Raw genomic sequence first — 21,076 nt, forward strand, 5'->3', positions numbered from 1 at the left:
CGGACACCCCCCGGATCAGGCCACCCCCCAGCCCTCCTCCAGCGGACAGACATCACCGCGGGTTCCGCCGGGTACCAGAGTGTCCATGACCCGTTCACCGGCCAGCCGCGGAAGCATCAACCGCCAGAAGCGGGTGATGACTTCACCCGCGCCCCACTCGGGATCACGCCGGGCCCGGACCTCGAAACCGGCCAGAGCCCCGGTGACGGCGTACACGACATCCTCGACGTCGATCTCCGGCGACAGGCCGCCCTGCTCCCTGGCCACGACGAGCATCAGCTGCACCCAGTCCTGCCACTGCTCCCACAGATCGCCTCCACCGCGCCACGCGGGATCGGAACCGAGCCGGAACCCCGCTCTCAGCACCCGGTCGCCCAGCAGATATCCGGCGAGCGTGTGGGAGGTGTCGACCAGATGCTGCAACGGTGCCGGATCACGCAGGGGAACGTGACCCGTGATGCGTAAGAGCGTCTGGGCCGCGGCCAGTTCAACAGCACTTCCCAGAGCCTGCTTGTTGCCGAAATGAAAATGCAAGGCCCCTGTACTCACCCCTGCTCGCGAACTGATCGCGCTGATCGAGGAATCGGCGAATCCGACGTCGTCGAACACCTCGGCAGCCGAACGGATCAGTTCCTGACGAGTACGAACAGCACGGTACTGCTTGGCCATAAGGGCACTCCGATGAGTACGACGAGCATCAGGACAGACAAACGGACCGATCAGTTGAAGTCATGCACGTCGCGAAAGCCCCAGGTATCCACCAGTGAGCCCGGCGCCACTGGGTCCCGCCAAGAGGCACGCCGAGTTGGAGCGGGCTCATGAGAATTCCGAACCTGTCGCCGTCGACGTACTTCACCCGCGCGGAGCGGCCGAAGTCAGCCCGTCGTCGGCTCTGCGATGAGAAGCCCGCGCCCATCGCTGTGGAGGTCCATGCCAGCTCGGACGCCACCTTTGGCGCTCGCCGGATCACCCCCCATGCCGACGTACGTCCGCGCCTGGTCCGGGCTGGGCGTAGTGGCGTTCGTCCTGGACGTCTTCTCCCCGTGTGATCGCCGCCTGACGGATCGACGACCGCATACGGACTGAACTCCCCCTGGAAATATTGTAGATGGCCCGGTGCGGGCACCGGTCAAGAAGGGCTCCTCCGGGCTTGTTCAGCACAGCGACCGCAGACCGCAATACGTGTCAATTCGGATACCGAAAGGCTGTCCGGCGTCGCCAACCGACCATCGGTCGGTCCCATCACGCACTTGGCGGCTTAATGGCCACTCAAATCCCACTCAAAGCGGGTCCCAGGACATGACACACTCCGCACCCGCTCGCCCGGCTCGCCGCCCGTACGCACGAACGAACCGGGGTACCCAGACGGCGGCGTCCCGCCCGACGCCGTGGTCGGTGCGGGACGCGCGTGCCTGTCCGACGGATCGTCGCGGCACAGGGGACTAGCCGCGGAAGAGTTCTCCCGCGGGTCCTCGCCGCGTGCGCCCCAGGTCACGGATGAGATCGGCGGGGCGGCGGCCCGCGGATTCGACGCCCTCCCCGGACAGCACCACCAGCGCGGCGCACTCCATGAGCAGCCCGAGCACCAAGGCCTCCTGCCCTGCCGTGAGTTGACGGCCATGCGCACCCTCACCGCGCTCGGCGGCGAGGGCACCGCGGTCCGGGCCGGGCGCTGACACGTCGGTGAGAAGGCGCCGTCCGTGGCGCAGCAGGGCGAGGCGCAGTCGAGGGTCGGCGCGCTCTCCGGTGCTGAGCGCGGTGTCCAGGCGCGAGGTGTACGCGGTCATCACCGCTGCCACGAACGGGTCCTGGAGCGCGTCGGAAGGTTCTTCGTGGGTGGCAGCGGACCGCGAGTGTTCGGTGTCGCGGCGGCCGGACGCCGCCGACCGGTACGGGGCGGCGAACCGGGCCAGTCCCTCGTTGAGCGCGGCGACGAACCCGCCTCCCATGACGGCGTCCCACGGTCCCGGCCCGGCCTCGCCGGCCATGTCCGTACTCATGACGGCCCCGTCACACCGTGGGCTCGTTGATCGGCTGGAAGCCGCCGTTGAAGAAGAGGAGTCCGGCGGTGCCGCCGGAGCTGAAGGCGTTCACCACGTCGCCGATGAATATGGAGTGGTCGCCCGAGTCGTGGAACTCCGAGAGGTCGCACTCCAGCCAGGCGAGCGCGCCACGCAGGAGGGGCACCCCCGTGGAGGGGCCCGGTTCCCAGTCGATTCCCTCGAACTGCTCGGGCCCCAGCGGTCGCTTCTTGTTGGCGAAATGCCGTGCCAGGGATTCCTGTTCGGCACCGAGGATCGATATCCCGAAACGCCGCGCCGCGATGATCGCCTTGTGCATCACCGCGCTGTGCGAAACACAGCACAGGGCCTTCGGCGGTTCCAGGGACACCGAACTGAAGGCGTTCGCCGTCATCCCGTGAATGTGTTCACCGCCGACGCTCAGCACGATCACACCGGTGGCGAAACATGACATCGTCTCACGCATGGCATCAGGTGTCATCGGGACTCGATAGAAGGTTTTCTCCGCGGACACGGAACTCATAACAGCCCCCTTGAGAGAGTCATGAAACGAACATAGAGTCCGCGCTTCTCCCGTCGCCCATCACGGAGTAACCCCAAGCCCTGGTATCACCGGCCCGGCAAACTCGCCCTCCCGCCCGGCGGCGGACCGGCACCTGGGCCGGTGTTGCCACCCGGTGACCACAGAATGGGAGTTGGCCGGTTCAACCGGCCGGGGGCGCCGGACCAGGAGGGCACAAGGCCGGGGGGCAGAGGGCACGGCACGCCGCGCCCCGTCAGGGAACGATACGTGCCAGGTCCACCCGGGACTGGATGGCGAGCTTGCGGTAGATCTGGCGCAGGTGGAAGCCCACGGTGTGCGGGGAGATGAACAGCTCGCTCGCCACCTGACGGTTCGTCAGTCCCTGTGCGACGAGCCGGGCGACTTTGGCCTCGGTGCTGGTGAGACTGTCCCAGCCCGTCTCGGGCCGCGTCTCGGGACTCCAGTGCCGGCGCCGTACGCCCAGCCGCCGCAGCTTGCGCCGGACCCGCGCCGAGTCCCATTCCGCGCCCACCTCCTCGTAGATCTCCATCGCGCGGTTCAGTTGCTTCACGGCTCCTTCGCGGTCGGTCTCACGCAGAAGGGAGCCGAGGTCCTCGGTGACCGAGGCCACCGTCCACGGATCGCCGTACAGCTCACCGATCCCGGCGAGCGCGCCGAGATCGCAGTCCAGCAGCGCCCGGCCGTGCCTCGCCGCCGCCACCACCGGGCCGTGCCGCTCGTTGACCGAGGCGATCTCCTCGGCCGTCGCCACGATCCGCTCGGCGAAAACCCGCTGGTCGGCCGCCAGCGCGGTACGTACCGACCAGGCGGTGCCCATGGGTGCCTCCAGCACCAACTCCTTGCGCAGGGACGGATTCTGAGCCAGCTCGCGGATCTCCTCGACCGCCGCGTGCACGCCCACCTTCGCCGAGGACACCAGCCCGGTCAGCAGCCGCCGCATCGTCGACCACCGGTGGGCCAGTTCGGCGGGGATCGACTCGTCCAGCCGCCGCAGCCCGTCCGCCGCTGCCGCCAGATCGCCGCGCCGCAACGCGCAGAAGATCAGCACCGCGCGGAGCGGGGGGTCGTAGAGCGGCATCTCCGCCCGCTTCGACGCCGCGAGTCCCGCCGCCGCCTCCGACTCGGCCGCGGGGATGTCGCCCCTGACGAAGAAGATCATCGCGCGCAGGGCGAGCGGGACCGGGGTGAGTACGCCCGTACCGTCCTCGTCGATGGTGCGGCAGGAGGCGTCGACGGCGGCCAGCGCCTCGTCCAGCCGGTGGAGCCTGGTCAGCATCCAGGCCTTGGTCCACAGGGGATCGCTCTGACAGGTCTCGGTGAGCCGCTCGCGCAGCTCCACCGCGTCGTCCACGCAGACGAGCGCCTCGTCGATCCGGGCCTCGTGCCACTTCGCCATCGCGCGTACGTTCAACGCCGCCACGCGCACCTCGACGTCGTACGCGTCGTCGACCGCGAGGACCCGGTCGGCCAGGGCGACCCGCGCGGCCTGGTTGTCGTGCGACAGCGTGTTCAGCACGAGCAGTTCGGGGCCCGGGTCGCCGGCGGGGGCCGCTTCGGAGAAGGGCTCCTGGGAGACCTGCCGGGCGGCGGAGGCGTCGCCGCGCAGCATCAGCGCCATGGCGAGCCAGGTACGCAAGGGGCGAACGGACTCCCCCTGGGCGGGCCCGGCCTTCTGGAGCAGGTTCTCGGCCAGCTCGGTGGCCTGGGTGAGCTTGCCCTGCCGGACCAGCCCCGCGGTGGCCGTGGTCCCCAGCGCGAAATGGCCGGGCTCGCCGGGCCTGGTGATCCGCAGGCCCCGCGCGGCCAGCGCCGCGGCCGAGTTGGGCGAGGACGGCAGCAGCCGCCGCGCGACCTCACCGATGGTGGCGACCGCCTCGGCGTCACCGGCGTCGGTGCAGTGCACCAGATGCACCGCCACGTCCGTGGTCGGCTCACCCCTGGCGAGCAGCATGGTGGCGGCCTGCCGGTGCAGCATCGACCGCAGCGGCGCCGGGACCGTTCCCAGCACCGCGCACCACACCGGTTCGCGGTGGAAGGCGAAGCCTTCGCTGTCGCTGCTGAGCAGCCCCGCGCCCATCGCCTCCTGGAGTGGCCCCAGCAGTTGGACGGGAAGCTCGCCGAGCATCTCCGCGAGGTCGTGCGGGGTGAATCGGCTGCCGAGCACCGCCGCGACCTGGAGCATGTTCTGCGCCCGCTCGGAGAGTTCGCCCAGTCGCCCGCGTACCGACCGCAGCAGGGGTGGTGGCAGCCGGCCGACCGGATCCTCCGCGACGGCCGCCGCGACGCCCGAGGTCATCGGCCCCGAGACCAGGGACGCGGCCCCGTCGCTGATCTCCACCCAGCGTTCCTCGCGCAGTTCGTGCACCAGGTCCACGATCGCCTGCGGGCTGCCGCCGACACTCTCGCACAACTCCACCAGGTCGTGGTCGGGAACGGCGTCGAAGAGATCTCCGACGAGGCCGACGACGGCGTCGCCGGACAGCGGGCCCAACGGCCCAAGCCAGTCCGCCCGGTGGGCCCGAGCCATGCTCCGCAGCACCAGGCTGTTGGCCGTCTCACCCGGCTCGGCGCGCAGCGCGAACAGCCACAGCACCGGTGAGGAGTCCAGCTTCGACATGAGGCCGTCGAGCGCCCGCAGCACCGCCGGATCCGTCCACTGCGCGTCGTCGAGCACCATCAGCACCGGACCACGGCGCAGCTCGCCGTCGATCTGCGCGTCGACCTGGGCGGCCAGCCAGCTGATCCGGTCGGTGTCCTGCCGGCCCTGGCGGGTGCCGACCATGGTGAGCGACTTCGGTACGCCGTCGAGGACCGAGTACCCGCTCCGCTCGGCCAGGGTCTTCGCCTCGGACAGCAGTCTGGTCTTGCCGGTGCCCACGCCGGACTCCAGGACCACCAGATGTCCCCGGTGCTCCTCGGCCGTCGCGTGGATCAGCCGCTCGATGCGGTGCACCTGTTCCGTACGGCCGTGCAGTGCCCGGCCGGCCGCGCGCCCCCGCGGTGTCGCCGGTTCCGTGAGCTTCTCTAGAGTCCGAGGCTCCACAATGTCTCCCCTGTCCGGCGGTGTACATCTGCTGTCGTCAGTCCCTGAGGGGGCGGCGGATGGCCACCTCGACGCGGGCGCTCCCGGCCGCCGGTCCGTTCGGCCGAAACATCATTTCGCCCGCCGTTCATCTGCCTCACTGAATGTTCACGCCCGCTGTACGTCCGGACGGGAATTGCCGGGTCGGGTCAAGAGTGGGAAAATTCGAGTCCGTAAAATCCGGACCGAGCGGAATGTCTGATTGCTTTCCTCTGTACACGATGAGCGCCGTGGAGTATGCGGCGTGCCCGCCGCGCGCACGGCACGCGACGGACTCGGGAGAAATTCGCGGCCCGCCGCAACGACGCCGAACCGAAACCTTAACGCACCTTTTACTTGTCAAATGATAATGAGCTTCGTCCCGGGAATTCTTCAACCGGCGAAAGAAAGCGTGAACTCGGGTGAATTCGGCGGCAGGACGGCGGCGGCACGTCACACGATCCGCACCCGGCCGACCATCGGCGTCAAAAGCCCGGCGGGGATGTCCCGTGCACTTCCGCGGGGAACACGGGCCCGCCGCACGCCCGCTTCGGGTCACCAACACCCACTTCAGAGGCCCGTTCGGGCAGGGCCTCACCACCCGCCGCCTTGGCGCCCGGTACCGCGCGGCCAGGCGCCGGCACACTCGTCCGGGGAATGCCATGAGGTGCTTCACGACATTCCTGGAGTATGCATGTTTCCCACAGGGGGAGCCACGGTCGAAATAACCGCTTCATCCGACTCGGGCCGATCCGGGGACCGCTGGGCAGGGCACTCACCGGCCGCCGCGAGGCGCGAGAGAACGGAATCTTCGTTCCGCCTCCGGGAAAAGCCGGGAAATCTACCTAAATGGGCCAAACACCCACTCGCCGAATAATCCACCACAGCCTCCCACGAGTCAAAGCCCGTACCGGTGCCGATATCGCGGAACCGGGTATGGGCCGATTCACCCCGGTCAAGCCCGAGTAAAATCAACTTAGCATCCGGAACAGCAATTCCGCTACGCCACAAAGTCTGCGTCGGGGACATCACACACGAAACGAGAAGCGGGCTTTCCCTATTAATTCAGTAGGGAAAGCCCGCGACTGTTCATCGCCTCACGAGGCGGTTCAGCACAAGGACGGCCATCGCGGTGGGGTCACCGTCCTCGGGCCGCAGCACCAACTCCGGCGACCCGGGCGCCTCGTACGGATCGTCGACCCCGGTGAACCCGGTGATCCCGCCCGCGCGGGCCTTCTCGTACAGCCCCTTCGGGTCCCGGGACTCGCAGACCGCCCGCGGGGTGTCGAGGAAGACCTCCAGGAACGGCAGCCCGGCGAGTTCGTGCGCCGCCCGTACCCTGGCCCGGTCCTCGGCGTACGGGCTGACCAGCGAGGCCACCGCGACCAGTCCGGCGTCGGCGAACAGCCTGGCCACCTCGCCCGCGCGCCGTACGCTCTCCGTACGGTCGGCCGCGCCGAATCCCAGCCCGGCGTTCACCCCGTGCCGCAGATTGTCCCCGTCCAGCAGATAGGCCGGGCGCCCGGCGTCGATCAGCAGCCGCTCGATCTCCACCGCCACACTGGATTTCCCGGCCCCGGGCAGTCCGGTCAGCCAGATCGTGGCCCCCCGCGAGATCCGCTCGCCCCGGCCCACGGCGGTGGCGTGCCAGACCACCTCCGGCCGGGCCGACTGCGCCAGCACCGTCCCGGCGGCGACGGTGTTGTTGGTCCGCTCGTCGACCAGGATGAAACTGCCGGTGACCCGGTTACGGCGGTACTCGTCGACGAACAGCGGCTCCCGCGTGCGCAGGGTCACCCGCCCGATCTCGTTGAGCGCCAGCGACTTCGCGGCCTCGTCACGGTGCAGCGAGTTGATGTCGAGCCGGTAGTCCACCGAATCCACCATCGCCCGGGTGGTGCGCGTGGTGTGCCGCAGGAGATAGCTGCCGCCCTCGGCCAGTTCGCTGTGCTCGGTCAGCCAGCACACCATCGCGTCGAACTCCCGGACCGCCCGCGGCTGGTTGCGCGGGCGGCAGATCAGATCGCCCCGGCCGATGTCGTGCTCCCCGTCGAGCTGCACCGTGACCGCCTGTGGCGGGAAGGCCTCGGCGAGCGGCACGCCGCCGGGGCCGGAGACGGCCGCGATCGTGGTACGCACCCGGGACGGCAGCACCAGCACCTCGTCACCCGGTTTGAACACCCCGCCCGCGACGGTGCCCGCGTAGCCGCGGAAGTAGCCCGACTCCCCCGGCGTACGGATCACGTACTGCACCGGCAGACGCGCGTCGATCAGATTGCGGTCCGACGCGACGTGCACGTCCTCCAGGTGATGCAGCAGCGACGTGCCCTCGTACCACGGCATCGCGTCGCCGCGGTGCACCACATTGTCGCCGGTGAGCGCGGACATCGGCACGAAGCTCAGGTCACGCACCTCCAACTTGGCGGCGAACGAGGCGAATTCGGCGCGGATCTCGTCGAACCGCTCCTGCGAGAACCCCACCAGATCCATCTTGTTCACGCACAGGACCAGATGCGGGATGCCGAGCAGGGAGGCGAGGAGCGCGTGCCGACGGGACTGCTCCAGCACGCCCTTGGCCGCGTCGACCAGGATCAGCGCGAGGTCGGCGGTGGACGCCCCGGTGACCATGTTGCGGGTGTACTGAAGGTGGCCCGGGGTATCGGCGATGATGAACCGCCGCCTCGGCGTGGCGAAGTAGCGGTGCGCCACGTCGATGGTGATGCCCTGTTCGCGCTCCGCGCGCAGGCCGTCGGTGAGCAGGGCGAGATTCGGATACGGCTCCCCGCGGTCCCGGCTGGCGCGTTCCACCGCGGCCAGTTGGTCGGAGAAGAGCGATTTCGAATCGTAGAGCAGCCGGCCGATGAGTGTGGACTTGCCGTCGTCCACACTGCCCGCCGTGGCGATCCGCAGTAGGTCGATCTCCATCAGAAGTAGCCCTCCCTTTTCCGGTCTTCCATGCCCGCTTCGGAGATCCGGTCGTCCGCGCGGGTGGCGCCGCGCTCGGTGATCCGGCTGGCGGCGACCTCGGCGACGACGTCCTGCGGTGTGGCGGCGGCGGACTCCACACAGCCGGTGCAGGTCGCGTCGCCGATGGTGCGGAACCGCACCGTGGCCTCGTACGGCCGCTCACCGGAGCCGGGCGTCAGATACGGATTGACCGCGAGGACCATGCCGTCGCGCTGGAAGACCTGGCGCCGGTGCGCGTAGTAGAGCGAGGGCAGATCGACCTCCTCGTCGAGCACGAACTGCCAGATGTCCAGCTCGGTCCAGTTGGACAGCGGGAAGACCCGGATGTGCTCACCGCGGCGGTGTCTGCCGTTGTACAACTGCCAGAGTTCCGGCCGCTGATTGCGCGGATCCCACTGACCGAACTCGTCACGGAAGCTGAACACGCGTTCCTTCGCGCGGGCCTTCTCCTCGTCGCGGCGGGCGCCGCCGAACACGGCGTCGAAACGGTGCTCGGTGATCGCCCGCAGCAGTGTGGTGGTCTGGAGCCGGTTCCGGCTGGGTTCGTCGGCCACCCGCCCGGCGTCGATGTCGTCCTGGACGGAGGCGACCTCCAGCCGTACGCCGTGCCGGGCCACCGCGCGGTCGCGGAAGTCCAGCACCTCGGGGAAGTTGTGGCCGGTGTCCACATGCAGCACCGGGAACGGCAGCGGCGCCGGCCAGAAGGCGCGCAGTGCCAGATGCAGCATGACCACCGAGTCCTTGCCACCGGAGAACAGCAGCACAGGCCGTTCGAAGGTGGCCGCGACCTCTCGGAAGACGTGCGCCGATTCGGCTTCGAGCGTCCGCAGATGGGAGAGCCGATAACTGCTCGTCGTCATGGTTTGTGCTCCTCCGCTGCTGATAGGGCGAACTGTCTGTCATGCGCCGCGAGTTCTTGCCGCCGCTCCTCGCGCACCGAACGGATCGCGGCGAGCACCCCGGCCGCCCAGAGCGCGACGACGGCGGTGTACGTGAGCGTGCTCGCCCGGTCCGAGGCCTCGAACTCACCCAGCAGGGTGCGGGCGTTGGTGAGGACGATCAGCCCGCCGGCCAGGGCGCCGAGCAGCCGAGGCGGCATGTGCCGGACGAGCCAGGCCGCCGGCGGGGCGGCGATGACGCCGCCGATCATCAGGCCGAGGACCACGGTGTAGTTGAGGTCGTCCTCCCGCGACAGGGTGAACAGGAAGCCGATGCTGGCGGCCAGCGCGACGATGAACTCCGACGTGTCCACCGAGCCGACCACCTTGCGCGGCTCCAGCCGGCCCGAGGACAGCAGCGTGGTGGTGGCCACCGGCCCCCAGCCGCCGCCACCGGTGGCGTCGACGAATCCGGCCACCAGGCCGAGCGGCGCCAGGAACCGGGCGCCGGGGCGCTGGTCGGTGATCATCCTGCGGAGCTTGAGGAAGGAGAACCGGATCAGCACGTACAGGCCGAGCAGCAGCAGTATGGAGGTGATCCACACGGCGGCGTTCTCGGTGGACAGCGAGGTCAGCACGTACGCGCCGAGCACCGCGCCGACCGCGCCCGGTGCGGCCAGGATGCCGACGGTTCTCCAGTCGATGTTGCCGAACCTCCAGTGGGACAGGCCCGAGGCGAGCGTGGTGCCCACCTCGGCGAGGTGCACGGCGGCCGAGGCGGCTGCCGGGGCGGTGCCGACAGCCAGCAGCGTGGTCGTCGCGGTCACCCCGAAGGCCATGCCCAGGGTGCCGTCGACAAGCTGGGCCAGCAGACCGGCCAGGCCGAACAACAGGAAGGTGCGCATGGGGACCTCTGTTCGCGGGGTGGGGGGCAGGTGGGGGCCGCCCGCCGGGGGCATGCCTGGGCGGCGGGTTGGCATCGGCCATTTGTGGAGGATTGTTCGCAAAGCGCTCTTTGGCGTTGCGCTGTATCTGTCGTGCTATACGGCTCCGCGGTAGTCGAGGAACGGAGGGCGCTCCCCGGCCGGTTGACCGAGCCAGTCGTTGACCACCCGCGCGGTCACCGTCGCGAACTTGTCCAGGATCGTCAGATGGTTTCCCGGCACGTCCGCCAAGGTGACCGACGACGAGTTGTTCCAGGTGAACATCCACTCCTCGTGGGCCACCGGCGCGCCCATCCGTTCCGTCGCCCGGATCTGGAGCGTCGGAATATCCAGGTGGTCAGGAGACCACCACGGAAAGGACTTGTAGTGGGCCATGGCCGAGATCCAGCTGTCGTCGCCGTTGTCGCCGGCCTGCCGAATGTTCTCGAACAGTGCCGCCAGCAGCGCGTTCGAGTCCTCTTCGAAGTGGGGGAGGTCCGCCTGCGAGACGGTGTCGAAGAGGGTGATGCCCACCGGGGCCACTCCCCTGCGCACCAGCTCGGCGGCGACCCAGTGCGCGATCATTCCGCCGCTGGAGGCCCCTCCCACCGCGAATTCCGCTCCCGCCGGACTGTCCCGGAGGATCGCCTCGGCCAGGGCGGTGGCCATCGTCTCCAGGTCCTGTGGCAGTGCCTCACCCGCGTGGAAGCCGGGCAGCTTCAGCAGCGACACCTCGCGGCTGCCCTGGAAGGCCCACGCCAGCCGTACGTACGCCAGTTCGTCCGGGGCCATGAACGGCGGGAACAGGTACAGCTTCGGCTTCCCGTCACCGGTGGCGACGCGCTTGGGCGGCGGGATCGCCGCGGCGGCGGTGTCGACACCGAAGGTCGGCCGGAACGTCGCGAGGCTGTCCATCGAATCCAGAAAGACATCCACCCTGCCCCCGGCCTCGGCACGCATGTACATCTCGGCGAGGTCCGACAGCCGGACCGCTTCCGTGGAAAGGGTCTCGGCGGCGCTCCCGGTGGCGAGTTCGTCCAAGACGTACGCGGCCAGGGCGGCGGCGTCCTGATGATCGAAGACCAGCGTCGCCGGGAGCCGCAACCCGGTCTCGGCGATGAGCCGGTTACGCAGTTCGACAGCTGTCAGCGAGTCGAAGCCGAGGTCCCGGAAGGTCGCGTCGGCGTCGACCCCGTCCGCCGAGGCGTGCCCGAGGACAGTGGCCGCTTGAGTACGTACCAGCTCCAGCACTGTCGCGTGGTGCTCCTCCACCGGCAACGCGGCCAGCCGGGAGGCCAGTTCGCCTCCGTCGGCGGAAGCCGCGGTGGCGGTGGCGCGGCGCGGTGGGCCGCCGGCCAGTTGACGCAGCAAGGGCGAGACGGCGCCGGCGGCTCGTACGGCTGCCACATCCAGCCGTGCCGCCACGACCAGCGGCCGGTCCAGGCGCACCGCCGCGTCGAACAACCCCAGTCCCTGCTCGTCGGAGAGCACCCGCACCCCGGCACGCGCCAGCCGCGACAGATCGGCCTCGCCCAGCCCGCCGGACATCCCGGAGCGCTGCTGCCACAGACCCCAGGCGAGTGACTGGCCCGCCAGTCCGGCCGAACCGCGCCGCAGCATCAGGGCGTCCAGCGCCGCGTTGGCCGCCGCGTAGTTCCCCTGGCCCGGAGAGCCCAGCGTGGCCGCCGCCGAGGAATACACCACGAACAGGCTCAGCGGCCGATCCCGGGTCAGGTCGTGCAGGTGCCATGCCGAATCCACTTTCGCCCGCAGTACGGCGGACAACCGCTCAGAGGTCAGGGACTCCACCGTCGCGTCGTCCAGCACCCCGGCGGCATGCACCACACCCGACAACGGGTGCTCCGCCGGCACCGTGTCCAGCGCTGCGGCCAACGCGTCACGGTCGGACACATCGCACGCCTGAACCGAGACCTGAGCATCCAACTCAGCCAGCTCCAGGGCGAGTTCGTCTGCCCCAGGCGCATCCGGCCCCCGCCTGGACAGCAGCAGCAGGTGCCGCACGCCGTGGTCGGTGACCAGATGGCGGGCCAGCGACGCACCCAGACCGCCGGTCCCGCCGGTGACCACCACCGTGCCGTCCGGATCGGGGACAGGCGGCCCGACTGCCGGAGGCCCGGCGACGCGGACGAGACGCCGTACGTACAACTGGTCTGCCCGCAGGGCGAGTTCGGGTTCATCGCTGCCGATCACCGTGGGCAGCACGGTATCGAGGCTGGTGTCCGGTTCGATGTCGAGGAGGATGAAGCGTCCTGGGTGTTCGGACTGTGCGGAACGCACCAGGCCGGTCACCGCGGCGGCGGCCAGATCACTGCCATCCGTCGCGCCCCGTGTCAGGAGCAGGAGCTTGGAGTCTTCGGTGGCGGGGTCGGCCAGCCACTGCTGCAACAAGGCGAGCACCGTCCCGGTGACCGTATGCACGGAATGCGGGCTGTCACCGGCGCCGGCCGGGACACGGGCGACAACCACCGAGGGGAGCCTGTCCCCGGTGCGGCCGTGCCAGGCCCACTCCACCGCGCCGGTGGTCGGCTCGGTGAGCGGTTCCCAGTCGACCCCGAACAACGACCGGGCCGCCTCCCCCACCACCGACGCGACAGGATCAACAGCCATCGGACGCAACGTCAACGACTCGGCACTCAACACCGGCTGCCCGGCCGGGTCGAATACGGCGACCGCGACCCCACCGTCCTCCCGATGGGACAACCGCACCCGCACCGCCTCCGCACCCGTGGCAAACAACCGCACACCACTCCACGCAAACGGCAGGGCCACCCCCTCCGCTGCTCCGCTCTCGTACGAGGCCGCCAATCCCAGGGGATGCAACGCCGCGTCCAGCAGCGCGGGATGCACCCCGAAGCCGTCCACATCGGTCCGCTCAGGCAGAGCCACCTCCGCGAACACCTCAGCACCGGACCGCCATACGGCTCGTACGCCCTGGAAGACCGGCCCGTAGCCGTAACCGTCCCCAGCCATACGCTCGTAAGCACCCGCCACCGGCACCGCCACCGCATCCGACGGAGGCCAGGCACCGACCCACGGTGAGGCGGCTGTCGTGGTGAGCGTCCCCAGCACACCATCGGCGTGCTGAACCCACTCCTCCTCACCATCCGCACAAGAGAAGATCCCCACCGACCGGCGACCATCCCCACCTGTCTCGCCAACTCGGACCTGAACCCGCACTCCACCCTCTTCAGGCAGCACCAGCGGAGCCTGAAGAGTCAACTCCTCCACCACCGGACACCCGGCACGATCACCCGCATGCATCGCGAGGTCCACGAACGCCGTCCCGGGCAGGAGCACCGATCCGAGCACGGCGTGATCAGCCAGCCACGGATACGCCGACAACGACAACCGGCCCGTCAGGAGCACCTTGTCCTCACCGGCAAGCGTCACAACGGCGCCAAGCAGCGGATGCCCGGACTCACCCTGCCCCAGGGCCAGTACATCCCCGGCCCGCTGAGTCAGTGAGGGCCAGAACCGCTCCCGCTGAAACGCATACGTCGGCAGATCCGTCGCGGGCCCCACGCCCGTACTCCCGGTGCCGAGGAGGGCATTCCAGTTCATGATGGCGCCGTGGGTGTACGCCCCGGCCACTGCGGTCAGCAGGGTTTCCGGTTCATCGCGGTCGGCCCGCATCGTGGGCAGCCATACGCCACCGGTGTCCGCCGTGGCCATCGCGCTCAACGCCCCTGACGGACCGGCTTCCAGGAACAAGTCGGCACCGTGTTCACGCAGTTTGAGCACCGTGTCGTGATAGCGCACCGTGTCCCGGACATGCCGCACCCAGTAGGCGGGATCCGTCACGTCGGCTTCGGGAGCACCCGACACCACCGGAATCTGCGGCTTGTTCCACGAGACCTGCTCCAGCACCCGCGCGAACGGATCAAGCATCGGCTCCATCAACGGGGAGTGGAAAGCGTGGCTGACCCGCAGGCGCCGCGCCTTACCACCCTGGTCACGCCAACGGTGAGCCAGATCCTCCACAACGTCCTCAGCACCGGACATCACCGTCGAGGAAGGCCCGTTGACCGCCGCCAGACCGACGGTGGTCCGCTCACCGATCAACTCCAGCGCCTCGGCCTCAGTCGCCGTGAGCGCCACCATCGCACCGCCGGACGGCAACTCGTGCATCAACCGACCCCGCGCCGCAACCACCGCAGCCGCATCCGCCAGATCCCACACACCCGCCACATACGCGGCAGTCAACTCACCGATCGAATGACCAGCCACCCACTCCGGAACCACACCCCACGACGAAGTCAGACGGAACAATGCCACCTGCACCGCAAACAACCCCGCCTGCGTATACAAAGTCTCGTCCAACAGATCCGACTCGCCGCCGATCACGTCCCGCAACGGCCGCGGCAAATGCCGGTCCAACTCCGCACACACCTCATCAAACGCCTCCGCGAACACCGGAAACCCAGCCGCCAACTCCGCACCCATACCGAGCCGTTGACTCCCCTGACCGGAGAACACCACCGCCAACCGGCCCGAACCAGGAGAGCCAGTCACCACACCGGATCCAGCTTGCCCCTTCGCCAGCGTCTCGACCCCCTCAGCGAGGGTCCGCCGGTCCCGGCCGAGCACCACGGCCCGGTGCTCGAACACCGACCGAGTCGTGGTCAGCGCCCGCCCGACCAGTACCGGGTCTGTCTCCGGCCGTTCGGCGACCCAGCCGCTCAAGCCGGCGGCCTGCTCCCGCAGAGCCCGCGCCGACCTCGCCGACACCAGCCAGGGCACCACTCCACCGGGGACTTCAGGCACCGTCGCCGACACCAGTTCGGGCTCGGATTCAGGTTCTTCGAGGATCACGTGGGCGTTCGTCCCGGAGATGCCGAATGACGACACACCCGCCCGGCGCGGACGACCGTCCGTCTCCCAAGGCACCGACTCGGTCAACAACTCCACAGCGCCCGCCGACCAGTCCACATGCGACGACGGGCCGTTCACGTGCAGCGTCTGCGGCAACACGCGATGCTGCATCGCCAGAACCATCTTGATGATCCCGGCCACTCCGGCGGCGGCCTGGGTGTGCCCGATGTTCGACTTCACCGAACCCAGCCACAACGGCCGGTCAGCCGGCCGATCCTGACCGTACGTAGCGAGCAGCGCCTGCGCCTCGATCGGGTCACCCAGCGTCGTACCAGTACCGTGCGCCTCGACCACATCAACATCGGCCGAAGACAGCCGAGCACTCGCCAACGCCGCCCGAATCACGCGCTGTTGAGACGGACCGTTCGGCGCGGTCAAACCATTCGACGCACCGTCCTGATTCACCGCACTCCCACGCAACACTGCCAACACCTGATGCCCGTGCCGCCGCGCGTCCGACAACCGCTCAAGAACCAGAACCCCCGCACCCTCACCCCACCCAGTGCCATCAGCCGCATCCGCGAACGGCTTGCAACGACCGTCCACAGCCAGCCCACCCTGCCGCGAAAACTCCGCGAATACGCCGGGCGTGGACATCACGGTCACACCACCAGCCAAGGCCATCGAGCACTCACCCGACCGCAACGCCTGCGCAGCCAGATGCACCGCCACCAACGACGAAGAACACGCCGTATCCACCGAGACCGCCGGGCCCTCCAAGCCCAGCGCGTACGACACCCGTCCGGAAGTCACACTCGCCGCGCTGCCGGTGAGCAGGTGCCCGCCGACGTCGTCCGAACGGGACGCGAGCACCGAGCCGTACTCCGAGCCCCCGACACCGACGTAGACACCCGTGTCGGAGCCCCGCCGTCCCAGTGGGTCGATACCGGCCCGCTCCAACGCCTCCCACGCCGTCTCCAGCACCAACCGCTGCTGCGGATCCATGGCCACAGCCTCACGCGGCGAGATCCCGAAGAAGGCCGCGTCGAAGTCCGGAGCCTCGGCAACGAACCCGCCGACGGCCGCGTACCCGTCGTGGTGTACGCCTTCCCAGCCACGGTCCGCCGGGAAAGGAACAAGGGCGTCCTCACCTGCGGCGAGCATCCGCCAGAAGTCGTCCGGGCTGCTCACGCCGCCGGGGAATCGGCAGCCGATTCCCACGATCGCGACCTGTTCGGTCTCCGTGGCCCCGGCCGGCGCGTTGGCCGGGGCCACGGACGCCGAGACCGGTGTCGGCGCCTCGGTCTCGACGCCGAGCAGTTCCGTCAGCAGGAAGTCCGTCAGCGTCGCCGCCGTCGGATAGTCGAACACCAACGTCGAGGGGAGCGGGGTGCCGGTCAGTTCCGTGAGCTGGTTACGCAGCTCCACCGCGGTCACCGAATCAAAACCCAGCTCGCGGAACGCCTGACCGGCCCCCAGTCCTTCGGCACTGTCGTGGCCCAGCACGGCAGCCGCATGGGCCAGCACCATCTCTTCGAGACTCTGCCGGCGCTGTATCCCGGGCATCGCCCGCAGCCGGGCGGCCAGACCGCCATCCGTGACCGGCACGGAATCCGCGTCGGCCCGTACTCGCGGAAGCTCCGCCAGCAAGGGACTCGGGCGCACCGACGTGAACGCGGACGCGAACCGCGGCCAGTCCATGTCGGTCACGGTCACACAGGTCTCGCCCTGGCCCACGGCCTCGACCAGCGCCCACAGGGCGCGCCGCGGATCCATCGGCCGGACTCCGCGCCGCCGCATCGCCCTGCTCCCGTCGGAGCCGGCCATCCCCGCGCCGGCCCACACACCCCAGGACACGCTCGTCACCGCATGCCCGGCGGCTCGCTGCTGAACGGCATACGCGTCCAGGAACGCGTTCGCCGCCGCGTACAGTCCCTGTCCGGCGCCACCCCACACGCCGGCCCCGGAAGCGAACAGCACGAACGCGTCCAGCGGACGTTCGGCATCCTGTACGAGCAGTTGGTGCAGGTTCAGCGTGCCGGTCACCTTCGCCGCGAGGGCGCGTGCCACGGCCGCCGGATCGGTCTCCGCGATCGGAGCCAGCTCACCGACGCCGGCGGCGTGGACCACCGCATCGATACGTCCCACCCCGGCCAGAGCAGCGGCCAGCGCGTCCCGATCGGCCACGTCGACCCCCAGAACGGTGACGCGTACCCGTCCCCCGCCGCTGAGGTCCTCCACCAGCTCGGCTGCGCCCGGGGCCCGGTCACCGCGCCGTGAGGTGAGCACGATGTGTTCGACATCCTGAGCGGCCAGCCAGCGCGCCACGTGACCGCCGAGACCACCCGTGCCGCCGGTGACCAGGACAGTGCCCGAAGGTGACCAACTGTGTCCGGATCGTGTGGTGGTGAGGGCGGGTACCAGGCGACGCCCGTACACACCACTCGTACGTACGGCTACCTGGTCCTCGCCGTCCCATCCGGCCAGCACCGCACAGCAGCGTCGCCAGATCAACTCGTCCGGGTCGGTGAGGGGAAGATCGATCAGCCCACCCCAGTTCGCCGGGTACTCCAGCGCGGCCACGCGGCCGAGGCCCCACGCCGCAGCCGCGTCGAGATCGGCGGGGGTCTCGGGTCCGGCCGCGCCACGCGTCAGCACCCACAGCCGGTGCGACGCTCCCGAGTCCGCGAATCCCTGTACCACCGCCAGCAGTTCATTCACCGGCGCATCACCGGGGAGGAACAGAACACCGGCCAGTTCCGCTTCGGACAACGCGTCCCGTACGGCTTCGGCCACCGTGCCGCGATCGCCCGCCACGGCCACCGGAACAGGTCGCGCGCCCTGACCGGCCAGCATCCCGGCCACCTGGCCGGCCCATTCGGCCACGTCCGGATGGTGCATCACCAGCCACGAACCGCTCAGCCCGGAAGGCCGTGCCCCCTTCAGCGGGGCCCATTCGACTCGATACCGCCAGGTGTCGACGGTCTGCCTGTCGAGCTTGCCCCGGCGCCAGGCGGTCAGGGCGGGAAGGACCGAAGTCACCTCGCGCTCGTCCACCCGCAGGGTGCTCGCCAGCGCCGCACCGTCCGAACGCTCCACCGCCTGCCAGAACTCCGCCTCGACACCGTCGACAACGTCGGCGGCGTCAGCGGCGTCGGCGGACGGGCGTGATTTCGCGGGCCAGTACCGGTCGCGCTGGAAGGCGTACGTGGGCAGTGACGACGAGACGGGGTTGCCCGGTCGGGTTCCGAGGAGGGCATTCCAGTTCACGTGGGCGCCGTGGGTGTACGCGCCGGCCACTGCGGTCAGCAGGGTTTCCGGTTCGTCGCGGTCGGCCCGCATGGCGGGCAGCCATACGCCACCGGTGTCCGCCGTGGCCATCGCGCTCAACGCCCCCGAGGGACCGGCTTCCAGGAACAGATCGGCGCCGTGTTCACGCAGCTTCAGGACTACGTCGTGGTAGCGCACCGTGTCCCGGACATGCCGCACCCAGTAGGCGGGATCCGTCACGTCGGCTTCGGGAGTACCCGACACCACCGGAATCTGCGGCTTGTTCCACGAGACCTGCTCCAGCACACGCGCAAACGGATCAAGCATCGGCTCCATCAACGGGGAGTGGAAAGCGTGGCTCACCCGCAGACGCCGCGCCTTACCACCCTGATCACGCCACCGCTGAGCCAACTCCTCCATAGCGTCCTCAGCACCGGAAATCACCGTCGAGGCAGGCCCGTTGACCGCCGCCAGACCGACGGTGGTCCGCTCACCGATCAACTCCAGCGCCTCGGCCTCAGTCGCCGTGAGCGCCACCATCGCACCGCCCGACGGCAACTCCTGCATCAACCGACCCCGCGCCGCAACCACCGCAGCCGCATCCGCCAGATCCCACACACCCGCCACATACGCGGCACTCAACTCACCGATCGAATGACCAGCCACCCACTCCGGAACCACACCCCACGACGACACCAACCGGAACAACGCCACCTGCACCGCAAACAACCCAGCCTGCGTAAACAGAGTCTCATCCAACAGACCCGGACCCGGCTCACCACTGATCACATCCCGCAACGGACACGGCAAATGCCGGTCCAACTCCCCACACACCTCATCAAACGCCTCAGCAAACACCGGAAACCCAGCCGACAACTCCGCGCCCATGCCAAGGCGCTGACTCCCCTGACCGGAGAACACCACCGCCAACCGACCCGAACCCGCCAGGCCAGTCACCACACCGGCGTTCGGCCGATCCCCGGCCAGTGCGCCGACGTTGTATGCCAGCGCCTGAAGGTCTCCGCCCAGCACCACCGCCCGATGCTCGAACACCGAACGGCCCGTAGCCAGTGCCCGAGCCACCGCCCTGGGATCCGCCTCTGGCCGGTCATCAGCCCATTGGCTCAACCTGTCGGCCTGCTCGCGCAGCGCCTGCGGCGACTTCGCCGACACCAACCACGGCACCACACCGTCGGAGACTTCTTGGGGCTCCGTGGCCAGCGCCGTTTCAGGTTCTTCGAGGATCACGTGCGCGTTCGTCCCGGAGATGCCGAATGACGACACACCCGCCCGGCGCGGACGACCGTCCGTCTCCCAAGGCACCGACTCGGTCAACAACTCCACCGCACCCGCCGACCAGTCCACATGAGTCGAGGGGGCGTCGACGTGCAACGTCTGCGGCAGCACACCGTGCCGCATCGCCAGAACCATCTTGATGATGCCGGCAACACCGGCGGCGGCCTGGGTGTGACCGATGTTCGACTTCACCGACCCGAGCCGCAGTGGTCGGTCAGCCGGCCGATCCTGACCGTACGTGGCCAGCAACGCCTGCGCCTCGATCGGGTCACCCAGCTTCGTACCGGTGCCGTGCGCCTCGACCACATCCACATCGGCGGAGGACAGCCGCGCACTCGCCAACGCCGCCCGAATCACACGCTGTTGGGAAGGGCCGTTCGGCGCTGTCAATCCATTCGACGCGCCGTCCTGATTCACCGCACTGCCACGCAGCACCGCCAGCACCTGGTGACCGTTCCGCCGCGCGTCGGACAGTCGTTCCAGTACGAGGATCCCGGCGCCCTCGCCCCAACCGGTCCCGTCCGCAGCGTCAGCGAACGGCTTGCAACGACCATCGGCGGCCAGCCCGCCCTGTCGGGAGAACTCCGCGTAGATCCCGGGAGTGGAAAGCACCGTGACCCCACCGGCCAGGGCCATCGAGCACTCACCCGACCGCAACGCCTGGGCAGCGAGATGCACCGCCACCAGTGAAGACGAACACGCCGTGTCCACGGTCACCGCCGGGCCCTCCAGACCCAGCGTGTACGACACCCGCCCGGAAGCCACACTCACGGCGTTGCCGGTCAGCACATGCCCGTCGACCTCGTCGGACCCGGATTCGAGGAGCGACCCGTACTCCGATCCGCCTGCTCCCACGTACACGCCGGTCGAGCTGCCGCGCAGCGAGTCCGGTGCGATACCGGCCCGTTCCAGCGCTTCCCACGCGGTCTCAAGTATCAGCCGCTGCTGTGGTTCCATCGCCACCGCCTCGCGCGGCGAAATCCCGAAGAAGCCCGCGTCGAATCGCGTGGCATCGGCCACGAACCCGCCTACGCGGGCGTAGCTCGCCTGGTCCGGATCGGCGTCCCAGCCCCGGTCCGCCGGCCACGGATCCATCGTGTCGCGGCCCTCGGCGACCAGATCCCACAGCTTCTCGGGACTGTCCGCCCCGGCCGGGAACCGGCAGGCCATCGAGACGACGGCGATGGGCTCGCTCACGCGGGTCTGCAACTCCTGCAAGCGGTTCTGGGTCTCCAGCAGGCTCGTCGTGGCTTGCCGCAGATACGTCCGCAGCCGCTCTTCGT

Annotated in this window: 8 protein-coding genes; all 8 read right to left on the reverse strand. The window is 69.3% G+C overall.

From position 1 onward, the window contains the following. Positions 1-15: 15 nt before the first annotated feature. The 8 genes from ACFYNU_RS28330 to ACFYNU_RS28365 all read right to left on the reverse strand — a co-directional run bounded on the left by ACFYNU_RS28330 (position 16) and on the right by ACFYNU_RS28365 (position 21,065). Positions 16-669, reverse strand: a complete 654-nt coding sequence (locus tag ACFYNU_RS28330; protein WP_356596923.1) for a ScbR family autoregulator-binding transcription factor — start codon at positions 667-669, stop codon at positions 16-18. Positions 670-1,442: 773 nt separating this feature from the next. Further along, entirely contained in the window at positions 1,443-2,000 is a 558-nt protein-coding gene (locus ACFYNU_RS28335; protein WP_356596921.1) for a hypothetical protein, read from the reverse strand. 10 nt (positions 2,001-2,010) lie between these two features. Then, a complete protein-coding gene (locus ACFYNU_RS28340) occupies positions 2,011-2,502 on the reverse strand; it encodes a flavin reductase family protein (protein WP_356596919.1) in 492 nt (163 codons plus the stop codon). Between the two features lie 295 nt (positions 2,503-2,797). After that, complete coding sequence (locus ACFYNU_RS28345) at positions 2,798-5,608, reverse strand: LuxR C-terminal-related transcriptional regulator (RefSeq protein WP_356596917.1); 2,811 nt, start codon at positions 5,606-5,608, stop codon at positions 2,798-2,800. Positions 5,609-6,715: 1,107 nt separating this feature from the next. After that, complete coding sequence (cysC, locus tag ACFYNU_RS28350) at positions 6,716-8,551, reverse strand: adenylyl-sulfate kinase (RefSeq protein ID WP_356596915.1); 1,836 nt, start codon at positions 8,549-8,551, stop codon at positions 6,716-6,718. Beyond that, positions 8,551-9,453, reverse strand: coding sequence for a sulfate adenylyltransferase subunit CysD (cysD, locus tag ACFYNU_RS28355; RefSeq protein WP_356596914.1), 903 nt, complete (start codon positions 9,451-9,453; stop codon positions 8,551-8,553). Before cysD ends, cysC begins: the two co-directional genes overlap by 1 nt. After that, entirely contained in the window at positions 9,450-10,376 is a 927-nt protein-coding gene (locus tag ACFYNU_RS28360; RefSeq protein WP_356596912.1) for a sulfite exporter TauE/SafE family protein, read from the reverse strand. The genes cysD and ACFYNU_RS28360 overlap by 4 nt, the downstream gene beginning before the upstream one ends. Positions 10,377-10,511: 135 nt before the next feature. After that, positions 10,512-21,065, reverse strand: coding sequence for a type I polyketide synthase (locus ACFYNU_RS28365; protein WP_388767567.1), 10,554 nt, complete (start codon positions 21,063-21,065; stop codon positions 10,512-10,514). Positions 21,066-21,076 lie beyond the last annotated feature (11 nt).

Origin of the sequence: Streptomyces sp. NPDC006643 (genome assembly GCF_042870175.1) — a bacterium.
Lineage (GTDB): Bacteria > Actinomycetota > Actinomycetes > Streptomycetales > Streptomycetaceae > Streptomyces.

Bases quoted from the DNA above. Each gene is read 5' to 3' on its own strand.
- cysC (WP_356596915.1), bottom strand. From the start codon at position 8,551: ATGGAGATCGACCTACTGCGGATCGCCACGGCGGGCAGTGTGGACGAC.
- cysD (WP_356596914.1), bottom strand. From the start codon at position 9,453: ATGACGACGAGCAGTTATCGGCTCTCCCATCTGCGGACGCTCGAAGCC.
- ACFYNU_RS28340 (WP_356596919.1), bottom strand. From the start codon at position 2,502: ATGACACCTGATGCCATGCGTGAGACGATGTCATGTTTCGCCACCGGT.
- ACFYNU_RS28330 (WP_356596923.1), bottom strand. From the start codon at position 669: ATGGCCAAGCAGTACCGTGCTGTTCGTACTCGTCAGGAACTGATCCGT.
- ACFYNU_RS28360 (WP_356596912.1), bottom strand. From the start codon at position 10,376: ATGCGCACCTTCCTGTTGTTCGGCCTGGCCGGTCTGCTGGCCCAGCTT.
- ACFYNU_RS28335 (WP_356596921.1), bottom strand. From the start codon at position 2,000: ATGAGTACGGACATGGCCGGCGAGGCCGGGCCGGGACCGTGGGACGCC.